Genomic DNA, 19,304 nt, shown 5'->3' with positions numbered 1-19,304 from the left:
CGCGCAGGTCCACCCTGGGTTCATAGGCCTCACGCCTGGTGGAGCAAGATCTCGAGGAGCCCGATCGCGGCGCGCCTGCGCATCCCGTCGACGGTCTCGGTCGCGCCGACGCACAGAGGACAGCCGGTCGTGTCGCAGCCGCACCCCGCGATGAGCTGCCGCGTGCGCGCGAGGAGCTCGTCGCGCTGCTCGTAGATGCGCTCGGCGAGGCCGACGCCGCCGGGTACGTTGTCGAACAGGAACAGCGTCGGATCGAAGACCCCGGCCATCTCGCCGCCAGGCGGGACCGCCCGCGCCTCGCTCCCGTCCTCGAGCGTCTGGCCAATGTCCCGCGGATCGCACATGAGCGAGAGCGTCGCGACCGTCTCCAGCGCCCGCGCGATCCCGCGCAGGCCGTCGATGGCGGTCGCGCGGCCGAGGCCGAGCTCCTCGCAGAGCGGTTCGGGCACCGTGAGCCAGAAAGAGGTCGTGTGCATCTGGATATCGGGCAAACGCACGTCGCCATACCCCGCGTTCTCGTGCGTGTAGAACTTGATCTTCTTGTACCCCACCACCTTCTCCACGATGCTCACCTCGCCGAAAGAAGCGGTCGCCCGGCCGAGCGAGGCGGTCGCGCTCTCGTCGAGGATGCTCACCTTGCGGTGGGTGAGCGCGGTCGTGAAATAGTCGGGGATGACCTTCGTCACGAAGGCCTTGTGGTTCTCGTAATCGAGCCGCTCGACCTGGTACTGCTCGCCGTCGTGCTGGTAGATGGCCTGTTCATGGAGCATCGTCGGCGCAGCGCGCCAGTCGAGCTCCGCGAGCGTCTTGCCATGCGCCTTGTCGATGATGACGAAGTTGTCCCAGCCCACCGAGCGCAGGCTCACGTGGTTCGCCGGATAGGCGTCGGTCGCCCAGTGAAACCGATCGTTCGATTCGTGGATGACCCCCTTGTCCTGGAGAAAGCGGAGCGCCGCGACGGTGTCGTCCGCCGGCATCGCCGCGTAGGGCTCCCCCTTGAGGAACGGCAGCTCGAACGCCGCGCACTTGAGGTGCTGCACAAGGATCTCGGTGTTCTGCGGATCGATCCGGGCCGACTCGGCGCTGCGCTCGAGCAGGTAGCTCGGGTTCCTCGCGAGGTACTGGTCGAGCGCAGCGCTCGTCGCGCACAGGACGGCGATGCTCGTCTTGCCGCGCCGGCCCGCGCGGCCGAAGCGCTGCCACGTCTCCGCGACCGACCCGGGATAGCCGGCGCAGATCACCGCGTCGAGCTCGCCGACGTCGATGCCGAGCTCGAGCGCGTTCGTGGCCACGACGCAGAGGATCTCGCCCTCGCGTAGCCCCCGCTCGACCCGGCGGCGCGTCTCCGGGAGGTAGCCGCCGCGGTAGGCCATGATCGCGTCCTCCGCCCCGATCTCCTTGCCGACGCCCTCGCGCAGGTACTTCAGCATGATCTCGACCGAGTTGCGCGACTGGCCGAACACAAGCGTCGGCACGCGGGCCCGCGCGAGATCCCCGGCGAGGCGCACCGCGCTCTTCAGGGTGCTGGCGCGCACCCCGAGCTCCGCGTTCACCACGGGCGGGTTGTACAGGAAGAAGCGCCGCGGCCCGCGCGGGGCGCCGGACTCGTCGATGAGCTCGATCTCGTCCTCGGCGATGCCCAGGAGGCGCGCGGCGTGCGCCCGCGGGTTGCCGATGGTCGCCGTCGCGCAGAGGAACGTCGGGCTCGAGCCGTGGAAGGCCGCGACGCGGCGCAGCCGGGCGAGCACGTGGGCGACGTGCGAGCCGAACACGCCGCGGTAGGTGTGGAGCTCGTCCAGCACGACGTAGCGCAGGCGCTGGAACGTCCGCGCCCAGTGCGCGTGGTGCGGCAGGATCCCCGCGTGGAGCATGTCGGGGTTGGTCATGACGATGGGGCTGCGCTCGCGGGCCGCCCGACGCGCGTCGCCCGGCGTGTCCCCGTCGTAGACGATGGCCGGGATCGTGAGCCCGGCCTCGCGGATGAGCGCGTGCAGGCCGGCCTCCTGATCCCGGGCGAGCGCCTTGGTCGGGTACAGGTAGATCGCGCTGCCGCCCTGGCCCGACGCGGCGCCCTCCGCCAGCGCGTCGAGCACCGGGAGATGGAAGCAGAGGCTCTTGCCGCTCGCCGTGGGCGTGGCGACGACCACGTGTCGCCCGGCCTGCGCCGGCTCTTCGGCCGCCTGCGCGCCCCGCGGCGCGCGGGCAGCCGCGAACGCCCGGGCCTGGTGGTCGTAGAGCCGGGAGATGCCGCGCCGCTCCAGCGCGCCGCGGAGCGCCGGCGAGAGCGCCTCGGGCATCGCCGCGGTGCGCGCCTCGGCCGGCGGCAGCTCGCGATCCGCGGCGAAACAAGGGCGAACGTAGCCCGAGGCAAGCCACGACGAGATGACCGTCTCGACGCCGGTCTCGATCTTCCAGGGGGGCGACGGCATGACCCCGGTATACTAAACAGATGCGCCGTGTCGCTCAACCGGATCGGGCGCCGAGGGTGGAGGTGGGTGGATCTGCGATGATCCACCACGCCGGACCTCGGCGGGCGGCGCAGGGGATGGGCGCCGGGGAGGGCGAGGACCGGCGCGGCAGGCGCGCGTACATCGGAGGGAGGAGCTCTCGTGTCCTCGAACGAGATCGGATGTCGGCGGCTCTCCCGCCGTCGAGGCGCACCGAGGCGCCGGCGAATGGCTCGTTTGCGCGCAACGGCTGGGAAGCGCGGATACGGCGCGTGAGGCGATGTCTCAGCGTCTCCGGCCATCCTGCTGCACCGACGGACGGCCGGAGGCGCGCCTCGCGGGGGCGCTCAGGCGCGGCCCCAGGGCGGGCGGGCCTGGTGTGCCGGTTGCCTGAGGACGAGCCGACCGGCGACGGAGATCCGGAGTCGATGTCCACATCCGCTCTTTGACCCGCCTGCTCCGGGCGACCGCTCGTCCGGGGCTGGCCACGAGGTGTCGCACATGAGAAACGCAGTGATCTTGACGCTCCTCGGCGCGTCGGCGGCGGGGTGCGCCGCGCGCACGCCGCCGTTCAGCGAGCGGGTCGTCGCGTCGGAGGCGATGATCCGGGCCGCCGAGGAGGTCGGCGCCGAGGAGGTCCCGCCGGCGGACATCCACCTGTGCCTCGCCAGGGAACAGGTGGAGCGAGCGAGGCGGCTGTCGGCCGAGGGCGTGCGCGATCGGGCGCGGCGCATGCTGCTGCGCGCGCAGGCGGACGCGGAGCTCGCGCTCGCCCTCACGCGCGAGGCGCGGGCCCAGGCGCTCGCGCGCGAGGCGGTCGCGGAGGTCGGATCCATCCATCGGCGGCTCCGCTAGGGGCTCGCGGGAAGAGGCGCGAAACCATGCGATACAACCAGGGGATCGTGGTCATGCTGCTCCTCGGCGGCCTGCTCGGGTGCGCGAGCGCCCCGCTTCCGCCGAAGGAGCTCATCGGCGCGCGGAAGAGCTACGCGCGCGCCCGAGCGGGCGCGGCGGCGGAGCTCGCGCCCGCCGATCTGCGAGGCGCCCTCGAGGCGCTGGAGCGCGCGGAGCGCGCGTTCGCCGAGGGGAGGGAGCTCGCCGAGGCGAGGGATCTCGCGTACCTCGCGGAGCGCCGGGCGCAGCTGGCCGAGGCGCTCGGGCGCACGGCGGCCATGGAGCGGCAGCGCGGCGCGGCCCTCCAAGCGTACGCCGAGGTGCAGATCGCGCGGAGGAAGAAGCGGGCGCCGGCGATCGAGCCGGCAGAGCCGCGTAAACCGCAGGAGAAGCAGGAGAAGGCGCCCGCGCAGGCGCGCGCTCCGGAGCGCTCGCAGATGATCCTGAACACGCGGTGAACGGGCCCGGAGCCCGCCCGGCGTCGCTCGGCTCCGGGCCGTTTGCTCCGCGCTGCACCATCGCGTAGAAGCGAGGGTGATGTCTTCTGGCGCATCGCAAGCGTCGCCCGCCTCACACCTTGCGGACGAGCTCCCCCGAGGCGAGCGCGCCTCGCTCGCCTTCGTGGCCGTCGTTGCGCTCGTCTCGTGCGCCGCCGATCTGGCGACGAAGGCGTGGGCGCACGCGCGGCTCACCGGGTTCGACGCGAAGCGGTCGGGCCCGAAGATCGTCACGGTCATCCCGGACCACCTGGATTTCATCTTCGCGCAGAACCCCGGCGGCGCCTGGAGCTTCCTCCGCAGCCTCCCGGACGGCCTGCGGCGGCCGTTCTTCCTGTTCGTCTCGGCCGCGGCGATCGTCTTCATCTTCTCGATCTACCGGCGCGTCCACAAGGACCAGACCGCGATGAAGTGGGGGCTCGCGCTGGCGCTCGGCGGCGCGATGGGCAACCTTGTCGACCGGATCCGCTACGGCTGGGTCATCGACTTCATCGACGTGTACGTGACCCGCGGCGGCCAGGAGTTTCACTGGCCGACGTTCAACGTCGCCGACATCGCGATCGTCGCCGGCGTCATCCTGATGTCGATGGACATGATCGCCTCCGCCCGCAACGCGAGCGCTCCCGTTCCAGACCCGAGCGGCGCTCCCGTCAGCCCGGCAGGCAGCGACGCCGCCGCTCCGCTATCGACGGAAGCGCCTCCGCCGGCGCCGCCGGCGGCCTGAAGGACCGAAGCAGGCAGCGCGGCCGGAGCAGGTTGTGCGCGCGCACGCCGGGAGGCACGGCATGAAAGACGCGCGAGACGGGCGATACGGGCCCGCGCGGAGGGAAGCCTTTGCCGGAGCGCTCGGTTTGTCGTAGAGGAACGCGCTCCGCATGACTGAAGACGCGACGCCGCGAGATGCTGCCGTGAAGACCGAGGGGGCCGATGCGGAGCCGGATGGCGCCGCGCCGGTGAAGGCGCCGGAAGGCGAGCCGCTGGCCGCCGGCGAGCGCGACGACGAGGGGCGCGCCTCCTCGCCGGAGGGGGACGCCGACGATGTGGTCGCACCGGCGAAGCCCACCTACCGCCCGTCGTATGCGTTCCTGCTCGGCGTGTCGGCGGTCACGCTGGTGGCCGATCTCGGCACGAAGTGGTGGGCCAAGGACCGGCTGGAGCCGCGCGCGCTCGCCGACCTCGCGGACCTCGCCGCCGCGCCCCGGCCGTTCGCGCTCCGGAAGATCGAGGTGATCAAGGACCACCTGAACATGATCTACGCGAAGAACCACGGCGGGGCGTGGGGCATCCTGGGCGACGAGAGCGAGGCGATCCGCCGTCCCTTCTTCCTCGTGGTCTCGCTCGCCGCGATCGTCTTCATCGTCTCGCTGTACCGGAAGCTCCACCCCTCCCAGATCGCGCTCCGGTGGGGGCTGCCGCTCGTGCTCGGCGGCGCGCTCGGGAACCTCGTCGACCGGATCCGTTACGGGTACGTCATCGACTTCATCCAGGTTCGGTTCACGCCGACGTTCGTGTGGCCGACGTTCAACGTGGCTGACATCGCGATCGTCGTGGGCGTCGGGCTGATGGCGATCGACATGTTCTCTCCCCAGCGCCCCGAGCTCGCGAGGAAGACCTCCGGCGCGACCGGAGCGAAGGCGTCGGCGGGCTGACCATGCGGCCCGAGCTGTTCCGCCTGCTCGACGTCGCGTTCCCTGCCTACTTCCTGCTGCTGCTGACCGGCTTCCTCTTCGCGACCGCGATCGGCGCCCTCTGGGCGCGGCGGATCGGCCAGGATCCGGACGTGGTCGTCGACCTGGGGCTCGCCTGCCTGCTCGCAGGGGTCGTCGGCGGCAGGCTCCTCCACGTCATCGCCGATGGATACTTCTGGGATTACGTGCACTTGTGCACCGATCCGTCGCTGGTTGACTGGAAGGTCGAGCAGGCGCTCTGCGTGCCGCGGTACCACGGCGTCTGGGACGCCGCGAAGGGGGTCTGCCACCCGACCGAGCGCGATTGCCTGGCGTGGGCGAAGTTCTGGGCCGGCGGCCTGACGTACTACGGCGGCTTCTTCGGCGCGTCGGCGGCGGCGTACTGGCTGCTCAAACGCGATCGGTTCCCGTTCTGGAAGGCGGCGGACATGGCGGGCTTCGCCGTGCCGCTGGGCCTCGGGTTCGGCCGGATGGGCTGCCTGCTCGCCGGCTGCTGCTTCGGCCAGCGCACCGACGGGGCGTTCGGGCTCTCGTTCCCGCCGAACAGCCCCGCGAGCGAGGCGCAGTTCAAGCTGCACGAGCTCGCGAGCGCGCGCGTGCCGTCGCACCCGGTCCACCCGACGCAGATCTACGAGTCGGCCATGTCGTTCGCCATCGCGGCGATCTGCATGCTCTACGTGCACGGGCGGAAGCGGTACGACGGGCAGGTCTTCGTGACGTTCCTCGGCCTCTACGCGCTCGGGCGCTTCACGCTCGAGTTCGCGCGCGCCGACGATCGAGGGGGCCTCCTCGGTCTGTCCACGTCGCAGCTCATCGGGCTCGCGATCGCCGGCGCGGCGATCGCGATCCACGTGACACGGAGCCGGAAGACGGCGCCCGCGCCCGCCGCCTGAGCTCCGCGGTCCCGGCGGAGCGCGGGGCCCGCCGACGATGCGCGCGGGGCGCAGAGGACGGGGCGCGGTGCCGCGGACCCTCGATGCGCGCGGGGCGCAGAGGACGGGGCGCGGTGCCGCGGACCCTCGATGCGCGCGGGGCGCAGAGGACGGGGCGCGGTGCCGCGGACCCTCGATGCGCGCGGGGCGCAGAGGACGGGGCGCGGTGCCGCGGACCCTGCGCCGGGCGCAAAGGACGATGCGCGGAGGCGGCGCAGCCAGCCTGAGCCGCGCCGGGCTGGCCCCTCAGCCCTTGGAGACTTCCTTCTCCTTGCGCTTCTTGTACGCCTCGCGCTGGGCATCGGTCGGCGGCTTGCCGAACACATACGCGAGGCCGATCGAGACCACGTAAAGGGCGCACATCGGCACGGCCATGACGAGCTGGCTGGTGATATCGGGCGGCGTCAGGATGGCGGCCAGCACGAAGGCGGCGAACACGAACCAGCGGCCGAACAGGATGAGCTGCAGGTAGTTGATGACCCCCGCGAGGGAGAGAAACAGCACGATGAGCGGGAGCTCGAAGATGAGCCCGAAGCCGAGCAGGAGCTGGGCGACGAAGTCGAGGTAGTCGCCCATCATCACGGTCGGCGTGATCGTCACCCCGCCGCTGCCGACCGTGCCGGCCATGCTGAGGAAGTAGCCGAACGAGATCGGAAAGGCCGCGCGCCAGCCGAACAGGCCGCCGCCCACGAACAGGATCGTCGAGAACAGGACGAAGGGGATGACGTAGCGCTTCTCGCGGGCGTAGAGGCCCGGCGCGATGAACGACCACAGCTGGTAGAAGATGAACGGCGAGGCCAGCGCCGCGCCGCCGAGCATCGACAGCTTGAAGTAAGCGACGAACGCGGCCGCCGGCGCGCCGAAGTGGAGCGAGGGGTCGCCCGGCAGGTTCTGCTCCCGCCACGCCTGCACGAACGGGATCGTCAGAAAGTGCAGGAGCTTCTCGCGCACCTCCCACCCCACGAAGCAGGCCGCGAAGAAGACGAGGATGCTCCGGACGAGCCGCTTGCGCAGCTCATCGAGGTGCTCCCAGAACGACATCGGCTTGTCTTCGGTGGCATCCTCAACGGCCGCGGCGGCCGCGCCGGAGCCCGCGGCGGCAGCGCCGGCCGCGGCGGCAGCGCCGGCCGCGGCGGCAGCGCCGGCCGCGCCGGTCGTCTCCGGGGAATCGCTCTTCGCCGCCACCTGCTCCTGGCTCATGACGCCGCTCCGTTCCCCGTCGCCGCGCCCTGCGGCACCCCCGCGGGCTCCGGCGCTGCCGTGGGCCCTTCCATGATCGCCGCGTCTGCCGTGGCCGCGGGCTCCGGCGCTGCCGTGGGCCCTTCCGTGATCGCCGCGTCTGCCGTGGCCGCGGGCTCCGGCGCTGCCGTGGGCCCTTCCGTGATCGCCGCGTCTGCCGTGGTCGCGGGCTCTGCCGCGCTCGCCGCCACCGCTCCGTTCGCGCCCTCCGCCGCGGCCGCCGGCCCGGCGTCGATCTCGGATTCGTAGGCGTCGCAGCCGAGGACCGGGTACTCGCGCTCGCGGAGCGGCTGCACGTTCGGCGGGGGCTGCGGGGGCTCGGGCTCCGGTGGCCTGATGCGCGGCGTCGCCGAGACGACCGTGCCGACGGTGGCGGCGTCCATCACGGGCTTCACGAACGTCTCGATCACGTTCACCCGCGACAGGGAGCGGAGCTCGCGGATGTCGCGCTCCAGCCCCTCCTGGCGGATCAGATCGTCGATGCCGCTCTGAGACCGGAGCTCCGTGGTCATCCGGCGAATCTTGGTGATCCAGCTGCCCGCCGTCCGCATCATCGCAGGCAACCGTCGTGGGCCGACCACGATGATGCCCACGATGACGAGCACCATCATCTCGCCGAAGCTGAAGCCGAACACGGGCGCAAGCTAGCGCGCACCGGAGCGGGGATCCATAGCGACCCTCACACAGGCCGCGGCGGCGCGTCCGGCCCAACCGCGGCAGCACCCGCCGCCGCTCCGGGCAGGGGCGACGCCCGGCGGCCGCCTGGTCGCTGCGCCTCCACCGGAGGCCGCGCGAGCTGCCCGCAGGCCGCGCCGACGTCGCCGCCGCCGGAATAGCGCACGATCGAGCCGACCCCGGCGGCGGAGAGGACCGCGCGGAACGCCTGGAGCCGCGCCGAGCGCACGAACGGATCGGCCGCCGCGCCGCTGTCCTCGACGCCGCCGGGCGAGGGCAGGGGAGCGTCGGCCGGGCCGATCGCGTTGTAGGGGATCAGGCTGAGCCGAGGGGAGATCCCGTGCTGCGCGGCGAAGCCGCGGGCGAGCGCGGCCAGGCTCGCGGCGTCCTCGTCCGTGTCGTTCTGGCCCGCGAGCAGCGTGTACGCCCACATCGGCGCGTGCCCGGTCGCGCGCGCGTGCTCGCCCGCGGCGGCGAGGACCTCGTCGAGCGGGTGCGCGCCGTCGATCGGCATGAGCTGGCGCCGCCTGCCGGGCCGCACCGAGCCGAGCGAGAGGCCGAGCCGGACGCCGGGGACCTCCGCCGCGAGCCGCCGGATGCCGGACGGGAGCCCCGCCGTGCACACCGTGATGTTGCGCATGTCGATGGCCTGCGCGCTCGGCTCCGAGAGCACCCGGATCGCCTGGATGACGCGGTCGGCGTTGGCGAGCGGCTCGCCCATGCCCTGGAACAGCACGCCGTGCACGCGCGCGCCGCCGCCCGCGCGCTCGGTGGTCGCGCCGAGATCGCGGCGGATGAGCCGCACCTGCTCGACGATCTCCCAGGCCTCGAGGTTGCGCGTGAGGCCCATGCGCCCGGTGGCGCAGAAGGCGCAAGCGAGCGCGCAGCCGACCTGCGAGCTCACGCACGCCGAGTACCGGCCCGGCCGCTCGAGCGGGATGCGCACCGACTCGATCATCGCGCCGTCCTCCAGACGGAACGCGTACTTCACGAACGGATCCTCGGCGCTCGCGCGCCGCTCCACGAGCGCGAGCGTCCGGATCTCGCCCGCCGCGCGCGCCGCCTCGAGCGCGACGCGCCGGACGGTCGCGGGCGCGCGCGCGGGCAGCTCCCCGAGGCGGTGCGCCAGCGAGACGATGCGGCGCGCGTCGGTGAGATCGATGCCGCACGCGGCGGCGAGCTCGTCCGGGAGCACGGCCTGGAGCGCGAGGCGAGGGCGACGTTCGTCCGAGGTGCTTTTGGGGCGGAGATCCACGGCGGATACCGACTAGCGCGCCAGGGGGGCCCAGTCTACGGTCGCCCGCGCATGCTTCGCCCGATCCGCTGGATGTGGCGCGGTATCGCGCCTCTGCTCGCGGCGGGGCTCGCCCTGGCGCCGGCCGGCGCGGCGCAGGCGTCGCCGGAGGACGTGCTCGGCTTCGGGGCGCGCGCGAGCGCCATGGGCGCGACCGGCGCCGCGGTCGCGGAGGGCTACGAGGCCGTCTACGCGAACCCCGCGCTCCTGTCGCTGTCGCGCGAGCGCCGGCTCACGCTGGGGCTCGCGGGCGCGATCTTCGACCTCCGCGCGGGCGGCCGGCGGCTCTCGTACGCGCCGCTGCGCGGCAGCCTGATCGGCGCCACGGTGCCGATCCCGTTCGGCGGCGCGCTCGCCGAACGCGTGACGATCGGCCTCGGCTTCTTCGCGCCGTTCGACGTGGTCGTCCGCGGGCGGATCCTCTACCCGGAGACGCCGCAGTTCCCGCTCGCGGACCGCACCCAGTCGGTCGCGGTGCAGGCGGCGCTCGGCGCGTCGCTCGGGCGCGGCGTCCGGGTGGGCGCCGGCTTCGCCGCGCTGGCGGCGCTGTCCGGCTCGGTGACGGTGGCGACCGACGCGTCCGGCCGCGTGGGCACGCTCGTCGAGGACACGCTCGTCGCGAGCTACGGGCCGATCCTCGGCGCGAGCTACGACATCGGCGCGTACCGCGTCGGGGCCACGTTCCGCGGCGAGCTCGTCGGGCGCTTCGACGTCGTCATCCACGCCGACGATCTCGGGGGGATCGCCGTGCCGCCGCTCCACATCGCGGGGATCGCGCAGTACGATCCGGCGCAAGTCGCGCTCGAGGTGGCGCGCGTGAAGGGCCCCTGGAAGGTGGCGATCGGCGCGACGTACAAGCGCTGGTCGGACTACCCCGGCCCTGTCGAGGCGACGGTGCGCTGCCCGGAGGTCGATCCCGATACGGGCGCGCCGTTCACCGGCTCCTGCGCGGCGCCGGCGCCCGCGGACCCGGGGTACTCGGACACGGTCGTGCCGCGCGTCGGCGTGGAGCGAAGCCTCGCGCTGCGGCCGGGGGCCACGGCGCACGCGCGCGGCGGCGCCTACGTCGAGCCGTCGCCCGCGCCCGAGCAGACGGGCGCGTCGAACCTCTACGACAACGCGCGCGTCGCGCTCTCGCTCGGCTACGGGCTCGCGCTCGCCGCGCCGCTGCCGCGGCTGACGCTGGACCTGTTCGCCGAGGTCCAGGTGCTCCTGCCGCGCGCGCACCAGAAGCGCGGCGAGCAGGCCGCGGGCGGCGGGGACGGCGGCGACCGCGCGGTGCGCACGCGGGGCGTCCTCGTCGCGGGCGGGACGACGCTCGGGGTCGCGTTCTGATGCGCCGGCTCTCGTGCGCCGCCGCCTCGCTGCTGGCGCTCCTCGCCGCCGGGCGAGCGCGCGCGCACGCGCCCGACGCGTACGGCTTCGGCTCGCGCGGCGCCTCGATGGGCGGCGCGCTCGCGGCCGACGCGACAGATTTCTCGGCGAGCTACTACAACCCGGCGGGCCTCGCCGGCGCGACGGGGCTCGGCCTCTCGATCGGCTACGGTCACGCGTCGAACCGCCTGCGGTTCAACGATCGCGACAGCGGGGTGCGCGACGTCCACGGGCTCTCGGGCGGCCTCGTCGTGCCGGGCGAGGTGCTCGGCGTCCCGTTCGCGTTCGGCCTGGCGACGTTCCTGCCGGACGACGGGCTGTCGCGGATCAAGGCGATCCGCCAGGAGACGCCGCGCTGGGAGCTCTACGACGACCGGCTCTCGATCCTGTTCCTCGCCGCGAACATCGCGGTGCGCCCGCTCCCGTTCCTGGAGCTCGGCGGCGGCGTCGCGTTCCTGGCCTCGACGCGGGGCCGCTTCTCGGTGACGGGCCGCGCCGACGCGCTCTCTCCCCACGACTCCGCGCTCCGCCACGAGGTGGACGCCGACCTCACGTCGATCCGCTACCCGCAGCTCGGCGCCCGGATGCGCGTCGGGGATCTCGGCTTCGTCGGGGTCGTCTACCGCGGGGAGGCGAAGCTCCCGCTGTCGATCGACGCGCGGCTGCGAGGGATCGTCGACTTCGCGGGCATCGAGGTGCCGCTCCTCTACGAGCTCGAGTCGCGCACCGTCGACGCGTTCCTGCCGCAGCAGGTCGTCGTGGGGGCGAGCTTCCAGCGGATCGAGGGCCTGCGCGTGAACCTCGACGTCACGTGGGTGAACTGGTCGGCCTACGAGAGCCCGGTGGCGAGGACGCGGGCGCACCTCGAGGCGGCGCCGCCCCCGGACCTGCCGCTCGATCTGCCCGACGATCCGAGGCCCACGTCCGTGGTGCCGCTCCGGTTCGCGGATCGGCTCGTGCCGCGGCTGGGCGTCGAGTACGTGGTCGTCGCGGCGGGGGGCTTGCGCAAGGTGGCCGGGCAGGGCGCGCAGGGGGGAGCGCGCCGCGCGGTCGAGATCCCGCTCCGCGCGGGGTACGTCTACGAGCGCTCGCCGGTCCCGCCGCAGCGGGGCGTGACGAACTACGTCGATGCGGATCGGCACACGATGTCGCTGGGCGCGGGCGCCGTCCTGAATCGCCCGCTGGAGGAGCTGCCGGGGTCGCTCCGGATCGACCTCCACGGGCAGCTGTCGGTGCTGCCGGAGGTGATCGTGGAGAAGGATAACCCGGCGGATTTCGTGGGCGATTACCGCGCGGGCGGGACGATGGTGAACCTCGGGGCGACGGTGACGGCCGCGTTCTGAGGTGGAGCTTGCCGCCTGCGTCTACCGGTGATCGCGACGCGCGCTAGCATCCGCCGCCATGCATGGGCCTCCTCACCCGCTCGTCCGCCGTTCGACCGCGGTCCCCGCGCTCTTGCTGTCGTGCGTGTCGCTCGCCGCGTCCTGCGCGACGCTGCCGTCGGACAGCGACGAGGGCCGCTTGCCGAGCTCCCTCGCCGGGCCGTTCCGGGCGATCGATCAGGAAGAGCTGGGCAACTCCAGGGCAGCCCCGCACGTGATGAACGACGACGAGCGCTTCGCGCGCGACGCGTCCGTTGTCGATCTCGACGGCGACCCCGCCACGCTCGCGGCCGCCGGCTTCTTCGCCGCCACGCTCCGCCCCGAGGACGCCCCGCCGGACCCGCTGGCCCCGCCGAACGCGATCGTCCGCCACGACGCCGCGGACGGCCGCTCGTTCGGGCGAGCGGCCGTGACGGTCCTCACGCCGGAGCTGCCCTGGGAAGGCGGCGTGGCGGCGGCCCCTTCGGCGCTCCTCGTGGGCGGCGAGATCTGGCTCTACTACGCGGCGGAAGGCGGCATCGGCCTCGCGCGCAGCGCCGACGGGGTCGCCTTCGCGCGTGCGCCATCGCCCGTGCTCGCGCCGCTCGCGTCCGGCGACGGCGGCTGGGAGCGCGGCGCCGTCCCCGGCAGCCCCGGCGTGGTCCGCCTGCCCGACGGCTCGCTCCGGATGTTCTACGTCGTCGCGGGCGACGGCGACGCCTCGTTCGTGGGCGAGGCGCGCAGCGACGACGGCCTCGCCTGGGAGCGCGTCGGCGACGGCCCCGCGCTCGCGCCGGTGAGCGAGGACGAGCCCTTCGACAGCGCCGCCGTCTTTGACCCCGCCCCGGTGCTCGCCGTCTCGGCCACGGGCCGCCCGAGCCTGCGCGTCTACTACGCGGGCCGCGACAGCGCGGGGCGATCCGCGATCGGCCTCGCGGCCCGCTTCGGTCCCGACGGACCGCTCCAGCGCGCGGCGGCGCCGGTGTTCGGCGCGTCGTCCGCGCTCGCGCCGCGCGCGCCCTGCGTGGCCGCCTACCCCGGGTTCTCGCTGCTGTTCGTCACGCAGGCGGCCGGGGCGGGCGACGGCCAGCGCTACCCCGCGGTCGCCGCCGGCGTCGCGCCGGCCGACGCGTCGCTCCCGCCGCCCGGGCCGTGAGCGCGCTCGGGCCGCCGGCCCGCCGCGCCGCCCGTCGCGCCGCAGTTGACGCCGTGGGCCCCGGCACAACGACCTCCGCGTCGACACCATCGTTCGACGCACGCACGACGCAATCGCCAGCGCACCGGCCGATCGAGCCCGTGCTCGACGAGGCCCACGGAGGAATCATGTCCATCGCCAGAGTGGGTGAGCCCGCCCCCGAGTTCACGCTCCCCGCGTTCGATCCCGCCGCCCCGAACCGCAGCGATCTCTCGATCTCCCTGTCGGATCACAGCGGCCGGTGGCTCCTGTTCTTCTTCTATCCGATGGACTTCACCTTCGTCTGTCCGACCGAGATCCTCGCGCTGGCCGACCGGCGAGCCGAATTCGATCAGCTCGGCGCGAGCCTCCTCGGCTGCTCGACCGACACGATCTACACCCACCGGGCCTGGGCGATGATGCCCCGGGAGCAGAACGGCATCGCGGGCGTGAACTACCCGATCGCCGCCGACCACTCGGGCGAGGTGGCGCGCAAGTACGGCGTCCTCATCGAGGGCGTCCACGCGGCGCTGCGCGGGCTCTTCATCATCGATCCCAAGGGCCTGCTCCAGTACGCCGTGATCCACTCGCTCAACATCGGCCGCTCGACCGACGAGACGCTCCGTGTGCTCGCGGCGCTCCAGACCGGCGGCCTGTGCCCGTCCGACTGGAAGCCGGGCAAGGACACGATCGAGATCGCGGCGGAGCGGCGCCGTGCTGCCTAGCGGCGCGCCGATGCCCTCGTTCGAGGGCGCGACGCGCTGGCTGCACGGCGAGCCCACGCCCGCGTCGCTGAAGGGCGCGCCGGCCGTCGTGCATTTCTGGGCGGTGTCGTGCTCGCTCTGCAAGGACAACCTGCCGACCCTGCGCGCGTGGAAGGAGAAGTACGGGCCCCGCGGCGTCCGCTTCGTCTCGGTCCACATGCCGCGCCAGGAGTCCGACACGCGCGTCGATCAGGTGGAGGCCGTCGTGGAGGAGACCGGCATGGACGAGCCGGTCGCCATCGACAACGCGCACGCGATCGGCGACCGCTTCCAGACGGGCGGCCTCTGGCCCGCGTACTTCCTGTTCGACGGCGAGGGGAAGCTGAGGGCGCGATCCGCGGGCGCCGCAGGGCTGTCGCACCTGGAGCGCACGCTCGCGCAGCTCACGGCCGGGGAGGGCGGCTGAGCGGCCCGGCCGGACGCGCGACAAGCGCCGGCCCGGCGCGGCTCGCCAGGTCGAGGGCCACCCGGCTCTCCGGGAGCTCGTCGACGCGTGGCATGGAATAGGTCTGGATGCTGGGGATGGCCATGGTTGTTCCTCTCTCACGTGATCCGCGTTTCATCTCGGCGGCTCGGGCGAGGCGCGAGAGGCGTGGTCGCCGCGCTGCCCCTGCCCGCGCCGCGCTTCAGCGTTGGGCGCCCTGCGCGAGCCGGCCTTCGATCCACTGGCGGAGCGCCTTCTTGTCCACCTTGCCGACGCTCGTCGTGGGGAGCGCGTCGAGCCACTCGATGCGATCGGGCACCTTGTACTGAGCGACGCCGCGCTCGCGCAGGAAGGCGTTGATCTCGCGCGCGGCCGGCGGCTGCCCGCGGGGCACGAGGAACGCGCACGATCGCTCGCCGAGGCGCTCGTCCGGCATGGCGACGAGCGCCGCGTCGCGCACCGCCGGGTGGGCGAGGACGTGGTTCTCGACCTCCTCGGCCGCGATCTTCTCGCCGCCGCGGTTGATCTGATCCTTGGCGCGGCCCTCGACGACCAGGTAGCCCGCCGGCGTCCGCCGCACGAATAGGTACGTCGTCACATCCCGCTCCGATGGGCTTCGAGAGCCGCGTGGGCTCGATTCATCGGGCTCTGGACGTGAAGTCGCGGGCCGCTGCTCAACCGATTATCTGATAACGAAAATCAGGTTCAAGTAACTCATGACACGTTGACAACTGTCAAGGATCCGTGGTGCTGGTCCGGGGTGCCCTCCCTGTGGCCTGCCTGCCAACGGGCTGCGCTGGGCGGGCGCTTCTGTGTTGACATTCCATGAGGAGTCTGGCAGGAGTCGCCCCGCCATCGGTGCTCGCCCGGCCATGCCTGGCGAGCTGAAAAGGGAACCCGGTGTGAATCCGGGACTGCCCCCGCAGCGGTGAACGGGAACGACCATCACCATCAAGCACTGGGCCAAGCGCATGAGCGGCCTGGGAAGCGGTGATCAGTAGGAAAGCGACCGGCGACGGCCGCGGCGCCCGTGAGTCCGAAGACCTGCCGAGGTGCGCGTGCCGGTGCTCCGGCGCGCGCTGACCTGAGCCTTCGAGGGGAAGGCGCGCAGGCTCTGGACCACCCCGCTCACGCGCGGTGCCGTAGCCCGTCACGCAGCCCCCTCGCCTGGCTCTCACCCGAGCAGTGCTGGGTCGACGCGGGCAGGCGGGCGTGAATGGTTCATCCATCGGATCGTGTGGCGCGTCGTCGCTGGAGCGACGGCGCAGGGTGCTGGCTCGTGCTCGCTGCCGGCGGCGCCGTGGCGGTCGCGCCGGCCGCCCTCGCGGAGGAGCTGCGCAGGTCAGGGGGCGATCCGGGCGGCGATCGCGCTGCCGCAGCGCCGGCGCCGCTGGAGGTGCGCGTCGAGGGGGAGCGCGCGCTCGCGCCCGCGCCGCCCCGGGACAGGTCCGTCGCGGGATCCGTGCTGCGCCGTGATCGCCTCGGCGGCGCGGGGCTCGAAGCCGCGGACGTGCTCCGCACGCAGCCGGGCGTCCAGGTGACCGAGTCGGGCGGCTTCGGCGGACCGGCGACCGCCGCGATCCGGGGCGCGACCGCCGCGCAGACGCCCGTGTACCTCGCCGGTGTCCGCCTGAACGACGACGTCGCGGGGACGGCGGATCTCTCGCTCGTGCCCCTCTGGCTCATCGAGCGTGTCGAGATCTACCGCGGCAACGCCCCCATCGAGGCCGATCGCCTCGGGCCGGGCGGCGCGATCTTCTTCGAGCCTCGGCGGCCTTCCCGGACGATGGCCGGCGCGGGCGCGATGACAGGCTCGTTCGGCGCCTGGCGCGGGTGGGCCTTCGCCGGCGTCAGCGCGGGCCCGGTGAGCTCGATCGTCGGGGTGAGCGCGGAGGCCGCGACGAACCGCTACGCGTTCGTCGACGATCGCGGCACGCTCTTCGACGCGAGCGACGACACCGTCCAGCGCCGGCAGAACGCCGACGTGCGCATGATCGACGCATGGGCGCTCGCGCGCGTCGATCTCGGCCGCGGCGCGATCGTCGACGTGATCGCGAACGGCACAGGCCGCGAGCAGGGCGTGCCGCGGCTCGCGCTCCTGCCGTCCCGGAGGGCGCGGGGGGAATCCCGGCGCGCGCTCGCGTCCGTCGTGGCGCGGGTCCCGTTCGGAGGCGAGGCGGAGCACACGCTCGAGGCGCGCACCTCGTTCATCGAGGCGCGCTCCGAGATCCACGATCCCCTCCTCGAGCTCGCGATCCACGCGCGCGAGCTCCGCATCGCCGGCCGCCGCCTGGAGCAGACGCTGGGGGCGACGCTCTACTTCTCCGATCGCCTCCGGGTGCGACCCATGCTCTCCGTCGCGCGCGAGGGCATCTCGCGCGAGCCGGGCGACATCCCGCTCGCCCGCGCGGGGCGCTCGTTCGCGCGCGCCGCCGCCGGCGCGGAGGTGCGCCTCGGCGAGGGGCTCGCGCTGCACGCCCTCGCGAGCGGGGAGTGCCACGCCACCGGCGCGGCCCCCGAGCGCCCTTGCGATGTGCTCGCGCCGACCGGGCGTGTCGGGGTGGAGGCGGGGAGCGACCGGCTCCGCGTCCTCGCGACCGTCGGCCACTACCTCCGCGTCCCGACGCTCGGCGAGGTGTACGGCGTCTCGGGCGTCGTCCACGGCAACGCGGCGCTCGAGCCGGAGTCCGGCGTCACGATCGAGGCCGGGGTCCGGGCGCAGACGCGGCGCGGCGCGGCGCTGCGCGGCGCCTACGTCGACGCGTTCGTGTTCGGACGCGCCGCCTCCGGGCTCATCGCGTACGCGCGCACGGGCCAGGGCTACGTGGCCCCCTACAACGTCGGCCGCGCCCGCGTCCTGGGCGCCGAGATCCTGACGGGGGTCGAGATCACCGCGTTCCTCCGCGCCGAGGTCGCGGCGACGCTCCTCGAGCCGCGGGACACGACCCCGGAGCGGACGATCGCCAACGACGTCCTCCCGTTCCGCTCCCGGCTCGTCGTCGCGCCGCGCCTCCACGCCGCGTGGAAGCCCGCGGGCGGCGCCGTGTTCTCGGGCGCCTCCGGCGAGCTCCGGGCCGTGTACCAGTCGAGCCGATACGCCGACCCCGCCGGCCTCGGCGTGATCGCGGAGCAAGCGACCGTCGACCTCGAGGCGGAGACGACGTGGCTCGGAGGTCACCTCGCGGCGAGAGCTCGCCTGGCGAACCTCCTCGACGGGCGGCGCACGGACGTCGTCGGGTATCCGCTCCCGGGACGGAGCGTGTTTTTCGCACTGGAGTCCACATGGTGAAGCTCAGCCTCTTCGCGGTCGCCGCCTCGATCCCGCTCCTCGGGTGCAACGTGGAGCCGCCGCCGCCGTCGACGGGCGGCGTTCCAGACGGCCGTGGAGGCGATCCGGGCGCGCCGCGCGCGTGCGAGCGCGGCGTCGTCATCGTGACGAGCGACTACCAGTCGACGAACATCGTTGTGTCGAGGCTCGACGGGACCACCCTCTCGCCCTCGTTCGTGTCGAGCGGCGCGGCGAAGCCGGGGCTCAGCCTCGCGCTGTCCGGCGACGTGGACGTCCCGGCGACGGCGCCGCCGTCCGGCCGCGTCGTCCTGATCGATCGGTACGGCACGAACGTGCTCACCTGGATGGATCTCGAGACCGCCGAGGTCATCGCGCAGCTCCCGGTCGGGCAGGGGTTCGAGTCCAACCCGCATGACTACATCGAGGTGGACGCGGAGCGCGCGCTCGTCTCGCGCTTCGGGAGCAACCCGACCCCGGGCGCCGAGCCTTTCGACGAGGGCGGCGATCTCCTCGTCCTCGACACGGCGAAGTACTCCATCGAGGGGCGCATCGCCCTGCCGGAGGAGCGAGCGGGGCTCCTGCCGCGCCCGTCGGGGATGACGCGCGTCGGCGACGACGTTGTCGTGTCGCTCGGCCGGCTCGCGGCGGACTTCTCGGACGTGGGGGAGGGGCGCTTCGTGGGCGTCTCGCCGGAGCAGCGCGCCGTCGCGTGGACGGTCGACATCCAGGGGCTCCACGGCTGCGGCCGCGTCGCCGTGTCGCCCTCGGGCGAGCGGCTGGCCGTCGCCTGCTCGAGCCGCTTCGACGCGGACACGATGCAATTCGATCCGGCGACGAGCGACATCGTGATCTACGACGCCCGCTCCGCCCCTCCCCGCGAGCTCAAGCGGCTCGGCGTCGCCAGGGCGCTGGACGCCGGGGTCCAGCGCTCGCTCGCCTTCGCGTCCGAGGACGTCCTCCTCGCGATGGCCTACGGGGGCAACGCGTCCGCCGGCGACAGCGTCTTCTCGGTGAACGTCGCCACGGGCGATGTCACGCCGCTCGGCGAGGCGGCCCAGCCCTTCGCCTTCGGCGGCGTGCATTGCTCGCCTGGATGCGGCGACGTCTGCCTGCTGAGCGACGCGGAGAGGAGCACGCTCCGGCGCTGGAAGGTGACGGCGAACGGGGCGCTCGATCCGCTGGAGGACGTGACCGTCGACACCGCGATCGGGCTCCCGCCGCGATCCATCGGGGGGCTCTGATGCGCCGCTTC

Annotated in this window: 17 protein-coding genes, 1 pseudogene and 1 riboswitch; of the genes and pseudogenes, 12 read left to right on the top strand and 6 right to left on the bottom strand. The window is 73.5% G+C overall.

Annotated elements, in window-relative coordinates; genetic code table 11:
- Positions 1 to 29 precede the first annotated feature (29 nt).
- Positions 30 to 2,429, bottom strand: coding sequence for a DEAD/DEAH box helicase (locus tag WMF28_RS19300; protein WP_437603711.1), 2,400 nt, complete (start codon positions 2,427 to 2,429; stop codon positions 30 to 32).
- Between the two features lie 519 nt (positions 2,430 to 2,948).
- On the opposite strand from WMF28_RS19300, the gene WMF28_RS19295 reads away from it, so the two are divergent.
- The 5 genes from WMF28_RS19295 to WMF28_RS19275 all read left to right on the top strand — a co-directional run bounded on the left by WMF28_RS19295 (position 2,949) and on the right by WMF28_RS19275 (position 6,419).
- Positions 2,949 to 3,302: a DUF4398 domain-containing protein gene (locus tag WMF28_RS19295; RefSeq protein WP_437603710.1), complete on the top strand. Its 354-nt coding sequence runs from the start codon at positions 2,949 to 2,951 to the stop codon at positions 3,300 to 3,302.
- Between the two features lie 26 nt (positions 3,303 to 3,328).
- Positions 3,329 to 3,799: a DUF4398 domain-containing protein gene (locus WMF28_RS19290; protein WP_437603709.1), complete on the top strand. Its 471-nt coding sequence runs from the start codon at positions 3,329 to 3,331 to the stop codon at positions 3,797 to 3,799.
- Positions 3,800 to 3,878: 79 nt separating this feature from the next.
- A complete protein-coding gene (gene lspA / locus WMF28_RS19285; RefSeq protein WP_437603708.1) occupies positions 3,879 to 4,562 on the top strand; it encodes a signal peptidase II in 684 nt (227 codons plus the stop codon).
- A gap of 151 nt (positions 4,563 to 4,713) precedes the next feature.
- Complete coding sequence (gene lspA / locus WMF28_RS19280) at positions 4,714 to 5,487, top strand: signal peptidase II (RefSeq protein ID WP_437603707.1); 774 nt, start codon at positions 4,714 to 4,716, stop codon at positions 5,485 to 5,487.
- Between the two features lie 2 nt (positions 5,488 to 5,489).
- Complete coding sequence (locus tag WMF28_RS19275) at positions 5,490 to 6,419, top strand: prolipoprotein diacylglyceryl transferase (protein WP_437603706.1); 930 nt, start codon at positions 5,490 to 5,492, stop codon at positions 6,417 to 6,419.
- 285 nt (positions 6,420 to 6,704) lie between these two features.
- Here the strand turns inward: WMF28_RS19275 and tatC are convergent, their stop codons facing one another.
- From tatC to rlmN, 3 genes are read right to left on the bottom strand one after another with little or no spacing between them, the layout of a single operon-like run.
- Complete coding sequence (gene tatC / locus WMF28_RS19270) at positions 6,705 to 7,658, bottom strand: twin-arginine translocase subunit TatC (RefSeq protein ID WP_437603705.1); 954 nt, start codon at positions 7,656 to 7,658, stop codon at positions 6,705 to 6,707.
- Positions 7,655 to 8,332, bottom strand: coding sequence for a Sec-independent protein translocase protein TatB (gene tatB, locus WMF28_RS19265; RefSeq protein ID WP_437603704.1), 678 nt, complete (start codon positions 8,330 to 8,332; stop codon positions 7,655 to 7,657). Before tatB ends, tatC begins: the two co-directional genes overlap by 4 nt.
- 44 nt (positions 8,333 to 8,376) lie before the next feature.
- Positions 8,377 to 9,627 carry a 23S rRNA (adenine(2503)-C(2))-methyltransferase RlmN gene (rlmN, locus tag WMF28_RS19260; protein WP_437603703.1) on the bottom strand — a complete coding sequence of 417 codons (1,251 nt, stop codon included), beginning with the start codon at positions 9,625 to 9,627 and terminating at the stop codon, positions 8,377 to 8,379.
- Positions 9,628 to 9,678: 51 nt separating this feature from the next.
- Between rlmN and WMF28_RS19255 the strand changes: the two genes are divergently transcribed.
- The 5 genes from WMF28_RS19255 (at position 9,679) to WMF28_RS19235 (ending at position 14,745) form a co-directional block, all read left to right on the top strand.
- A complete protein-coding gene (locus tag WMF28_RS19255; protein WP_437603702.1) occupies positions 9,679 to 11,001 on the top strand; it encodes an OmpP1/FadL family transporter in 1,323 nt (440 codons plus the stop codon).
- A complete protein-coding gene (locus tag WMF28_RS19250; protein ID WP_437603701.1) occupies positions 11,001 to 12,383 on the top strand; it encodes an OmpP1/FadL family transporter in 1,383 nt (460 codons plus the stop codon). The genes WMF28_RS19255 and WMF28_RS19250 overlap by 1 nt, the downstream gene beginning before the upstream one ends.
- Positions 12,384 to 12,441: 58 nt before the next feature.
- Entirely contained in the window at positions 12,442 to 13,557 is a 1,116-nt protein-coding gene (locus WMF28_RS19245) for a hypothetical protein (RefSeq protein ID WP_437603700.1), read from the top strand.
- Between the two features lie 167 nt (positions 13,558 to 13,724).
- On the top strand, positions 13,725 to 14,300 hold the full coding sequence (locus tag WMF28_RS19240) for a peroxiredoxin (RefSeq protein ID WP_437603699.1): 576 nt from the start codon (positions 13,725 to 13,727) through the stop codon (positions 14,298 to 14,300).
- Complete coding sequence (locus WMF28_RS19235; RefSeq protein ID WP_437603698.1) at positions 14,290 to 14,745, top strand: TlpA family protein disulfide reductase; 456 nt, start codon at positions 14,290 to 14,292, stop codon at positions 14,743 to 14,745. Before WMF28_RS19240 ends, WMF28_RS19235 begins: the two co-directional genes overlap by 11 nt.
- Here WMF28_RS19235 and WMF28_RS19230 read toward each other — a convergent pair.
- Positions 14,723 to 14,869: a hypothetical protein gene (locus WMF28_RS19230; protein ID WP_437603697.1), complete on the bottom strand. Its 147-nt coding sequence runs from the start codon at positions 14,867 to 14,869 to the stop codon at positions 14,723 to 14,725. The two genes, WMF28_RS19235 and WMF28_RS19230, sit on opposite strands and share 23 nt — an antisense overlap.
- 96 nt (positions 14,870 to 14,965) lie before the next feature.
- Positions 14,966 to 15,343 (bottom strand): annotated as a pseudogene (locus tag WMF28_RS19225) (AMP-binding enzyme); the annotation flags it as partial.
- A 259-nt stretch (positions 15,344 to 15,602) separates the two neighbouring features.
- Positions 15,603 to 15,829, top strand: a riboswitch (cobalamin riboswitch).
- Between the two features lie 171 nt (positions 15,830 to 16,000).
- On the opposite strand from WMF28_RS19225, the gene WMF28_RS19220 reads away from it, so the two are divergent.
- Both WMF28_RS19220 and WMF28_RS19215 read left to right on the top strand, forming a co-directional pair.
- Positions 16,001 to 18,052: a TonB-dependent receptor domain-containing protein gene (locus tag WMF28_RS19220; protein WP_437603696.1), complete on the top strand. Its 2,052-nt coding sequence runs from the start codon at positions 16,001 to 16,003 to the stop codon at positions 18,050 to 18,052.
- Positions 18,046 to 19,293 carry a hypothetical protein gene (locus tag WMF28_RS19215; protein WP_437603695.1) on the top strand — a complete coding sequence of 416 codons (1,248 nt, stop codon included), beginning with the start codon at positions 18,046 to 18,048 and terminating at the stop codon, positions 19,291 to 19,293. The genes WMF28_RS19220 and WMF28_RS19215 overlap by 7 nt, the downstream gene beginning before the upstream one ends.
- Positions 19,294 to 19,304: the final 11 nt, after the last annotated feature.

Source organism: Sorangium sp. So ce590, assembly GCF_051521365.1.
In the GTDB taxonomy this organism is placed as follows: domain Bacteria; phylum Myxococcota_A; class Polyangia; order Polyangiales; family Polyangiaceae; genus Sorangium.
This window is presented reverse-complemented; position numbering and strand designations above follow the sequence as displayed.